Raw genomic sequence first — 3,620 nt, 5'->3', positions numbered from 1 at the left:
GGCCAGTCGCGCTCGACCGCCTCGGCCAGCCAGGCCGGGAACGCGTCGCGCGCAGGTTGTTCCGGGAAGCCCTCGCGCTGCGCACGGCGCAGGATGGCGTTGACCAGGCCGGCCTGGCGCTCGCGGCCCAGCGCGCGCGCCGCATCGACGGTGGCCGACAGCGCCGCATGCGCGGGCAGCTCCAGCACGTCCAGCTGGGCGAAACCAACCATCAGAAGGGTGCGCAGGTCGGCATCGCGCGCCGACAGCGGCTTCTGCATCCACGCCTGCAGCGCAGCGTCATAGGTGCTGCGACGGCGAAGCACGGCGAAGCACAGGGCTTCCAGCAGCGCGCGGTCGCGGGTGTCGGCCAGCTTGGGCAGGGCCCATGCAAGTTCGGCCTTCAGCGAACGGCCACGGGTGAACACCTGGGCCAGCACGCGTGCGGCCAGCATGCGGGTGGCGGCGCCCGGCGCGGCCTTGGCAATGGAAAAATCGTTCTGCTTCGACACCGGGTTACGCTCCCACGCGCAGGTCGCGACGCGCATTGAGGTAATCGGCGGCGGTGATCGCCTTGCCGCCCTCGCGCTGCAGCACGCGCAGGCGCAGGGCGCCCTGCCCGCAGGCAATGTCGATGCCTTCGCGGCCGGCAGCCAGCACCGTGCCCGGGGCCTTGCCATGCGCCAGGTCCAGCGCCACCGCGCCATGGATGCGCACGCGCTCGCCGGCCAGCTGCGCTTCGGCGATCGGCCACGGGTTGAACGCACGCACGGTGCGCGCCAGTGCCTGCGCGTCCAGCGCCCAGTCCAGCTTCGCTTCGGCCTTGTCCAGCTTGTGCGCGTAGGTCACGCCCTGTTCCGGCTGCGGCCGCGCGATCGGCTTGATGCCCGCGCGCAGCAGGCCCAGGCCGTCGGACAGCACCTGCGCGCCCAGGGCGGCCAGCGCGTCATGCAGGTCGCCGCCGGTGGCGGTGCCGGCAATGGCCAGCTCCTGGTGCAGCAGCACCGGACCGGTATCCAGGCCCGCTTCCATCTGCATCAGGCACACGCCGGTGGTGGCATCGCCGGCCTGGATCGCGCGCTGGATCGGCGCGGCGCCGCGCCAGCGCGGCAGCAGCGAGGCGTGCACGTTCCAGCAGCCGTGGGTCGGAATGGTCAGCACCGCCCTGGGCAGGATCAGGCCATAGGCCACCACCACCATCAGGTCCGGCTGCAGGTCGCGCAGCTGCTGCTGGGCGGCCGGGTCCTTCAGGGTTTCCGGCTGGTAAACCGGGATGCCACGGGCCACCGCTTCGAGCTTGACCGGCGACGGTGCCAGGCCACGGCCACGGCCGGCCGGGCGGTCCGGCTGGGTGTAGACGGCCACGACCTCGTGATGGCGTGCGGCCGCGCGCAGCGACGACACCGCGAATTCCGGCGTACCGGCAAAGACAATCCTCATGGCTACCCCACTTGCAGGATGGATACGTGCAGAAAGAACAACGGCGCCGTCGGCCGGCGCCGTGCAGCCCGCGCGGGACGCGCAGGCAGGGGCCACCGCGAAGGGCGGCCCGCGATGGCGGTCAGGCCACGTGCTTGCGCTGCTTGGCCAGCTTCTTGCGGACCATTTCGCGCTTCAGCGGCGACAGATAGTCGATGAACAGCTTGCCGTCCAGGTGGTCCATCTCGTGCTGCACGCACACCGCCAGCAGGCCGTCGGTGGTGAGCTCCTGCGGCTGCCCCTGGCGGTCGAGGAACTTCACCGTGATGGAGTCGGCGCGGGTCACGTCAGCGAAGATGCCGGGCACCGAGAGGCAGCCTTCCTGGTACACCTGGCCCCCGTCCTTGGCGACGATCTCCGGGTTGATGAACACCCGCGGCTCGTTCTTCTCTTCGCTCACGTCGATGACCATGAAGCGCTTGTGCACGTCCACCTGGCTGGCGGCCAGGCCGATGCCGGGAGCGTCGTACATGGTCTGGAACATGTCGTCGAGCAGGGTCTGGAAGGCCGGGGTGGTCACCTCGGCGGCGTCGATCAACGCAGCCTTGGTACGCAGGCGCGGATCGGGGAACTCAAGAATGGGGAGCAGGGCCATGGCTGTTTCCGGGTTGGGGCCGGGGATACGCCGGCATACGTCGCAGATTCTATCTGCAACGCTTGCCTTGCGCCCCGGTTTCTGGACTATAGTGCGCGAACCTGTTGGGGAATCAGGGCTTCGCACCTATGTTGCTTCGTTTTCGTACGGTCGTCGCTGCGGCGATGCTGACCGTGGCTGCCTATGCTACCGCCGTTGAAGTGAACGGCGGGCACCCGGACACCTATGTGGTCCGCAAAGGGGACACGCTGTGGGACATTGCAGGCCGGTTCCTGCAGAAGCCCTGGCTGTGGCCCGAGATCTGGCAGGCCAACCCGCAGATCGCCAACCCGCATCTTATCTACCCGGGTGACGTGCTCAGCCTGGCCTACCTGGACCGTGTGACTGCCCAGCCCGGCCCGCGCACGGAAGCCCCGGTGACCGGCGTGCCGCTCTCGGAGGTCGAACCCTTCCTGAAGCAGCTGAGCGTGGTCGACAGCATCGACCAGCTGCCCTACGTGGTCGGCCTGGAAGGGAACCGCCTGCGCGCCACCAGCGGCCAGGCCGCCTATGTCCGCCTGGCCGATGCCCAGGTCGGCCAGCGCTGGGCCGTGGTCCGCCCGACCGTGCGCTACGGCCAGCCCAAGCCGACCGAGGACCTGACCGCCAACGGCGACGTCACCCCGGGCAGCGGCAACCTGTGGAAGGCCTACAACGCGCCCAACCATCGCCGCGGCGTGCTGGGCTATGAGCTGGCCCAGGTCGGCCTCGGCACCATCACCCAGGTGGCCGGCGGCAAGACCGAAGCCTCCACGCTGATGCTGGACGCCAACGGCGACGGCCGTGAAGTGCGTGCCGGTGACCGCTTGGTGCCGGTGGAGGCCCAGCCGTACGACCTGCAGTTCTTCCCGCATGTGCCCGCCGCCAGCCTGGAAGGCCTGGATGTGCGCGTGCTGGCCGTTGCCGACATGTTCAATGCCGGCGGCCCGCGCGACGTCATCGCCATCTCCGCCGGCCGCAGCCAGGGCGTGGACAACGGCACGGTGTTCTCGCTGTGGCGCCAGGGCAGCCATGTCGCCCACCGCATGAAGTACCCGAACTCCTCGCGCATGGACGATTCGCCGTCCACCGGTGCGGGCCGGGTCAGCCTGCCGGACGAATATGCCGCCCACGCGATGGTGTTCCGCACCTTTGACAACGTCAGCTACGCGCTGGTGATGCAGGGCGTGAAGCCGGTGAACGTGGGTTACAGCGTCCAGCACCCGGACGCGAAGTAGAGTCGACCGTTGGTCGACTGCGCTTCGATCCGTCCGCGGTAGTCGACCAACGCTCGACCCTACCCACCGGCAGCGGACTCCCCTGACAGCAGAACGCGAAGGCGCCCTAGGGCGCCTTCGTCGCCCGTGGCCGATAGTCGGGCGATGCCTCGCCCCGCCTCTGCCCCCGATGCCCTCGCCCGCCTGGTCCTGGCCGGCGGACCGCTGGCGCCCCGCCGTGCCCTGCTGCTGGCCAGCGGCGATGCCTCCGCCGCGCTCGCCATGGGCGTGGCCGGCTGGCGCGCGCACGGCTGTTCCGCTGAACAATGCGC

Annotated in this window: 4 protein-coding genes; 1 reads left to right on the top strand and 3 read right to left on the bottom strand. The window is 69.9% G+C overall.

Annotation, left to right across the window (positions count from 1 at the left end; genetic code table 11):
- From DCO49_RS19690 to def, 3 genes are all read right to left on the bottom strand, one after another.
- On the bottom strand, positions 1-491 hold a 491-nt coding region (locus DCO49_RS19690), incomplete at its 3' end, for a transcription antitermination factor NusB (protein WP_279325655.1).
- Between the two features lie 4 nt (positions 492-495).
- On the bottom strand, positions 496-1,419 hold the full coding sequence (fmt, locus tag DCO49_RS19685) for a methionyl-tRNA formyltransferase (protein ID WP_116865421.1): 924 nt from the start codon (positions 1,417-1,419) through the stop codon (positions 496-498).
- 121 nt (positions 1,420-1,540) lie between these two features.
- Entirely contained in the window at positions 1,541-2,053 is a 513-nt protein-coding gene (def, locus tag DCO49_RS19680; protein WP_108770127.1) for a peptide deformylase, read from the bottom strand.
- Between the two features lie 128 nt (positions 2,054-2,181).
- On the opposite strand from def, the gene DCO49_RS19675 reads away from it, so the two are divergent.
- Complete coding sequence (locus DCO49_RS19675) at positions 2,182-3,309, top strand: LysM peptidoglycan-binding domain-containing protein (RefSeq protein ID WP_116865420.1); 1,128 nt, start codon at positions 2,182-2,184, stop codon at positions 3,307-3,309.
- Positions 3,310-3,620 lie beyond the last annotated feature (311 nt).

Source organism: Stenotrophomonas sp. SPM (assembly GCF_003105135.1).
Classification (GTDB): Bacteria; Pseudomonadota; Gammaproteobacteria; order Xanthomonadales; family Xanthomonadaceae; genus Stenotrophomonas.
This window is presented reverse-complemented; position numbering and strand designations above follow the sequence as displayed.

What these genes read in the sequence shown, in the direction of transcription:
- fmt (WP_116865421.1), bottom strand. Translation starts at nt 1,419, where the DNA reads ATGAGGATTGTCTTTGCCGGTACGCCGGAATTCGCGGTGTCGTCGCTG.
- def (WP_108770127.1), bottom strand. Translation starts at nt 2,053, where the DNA reads ATGGCCCTGCTCCCCATTCTTGAGTTCCCCGATCCGCGCCTGCGTACC.
- DCO49_RS19675 (WP_116865420.1), top strand. Translation starts at nt 2,182, where the DNA reads ATGTTGCTTCGTTTTCGTACGGTCGTCGCTGCGGCGATGCTGACCGTG.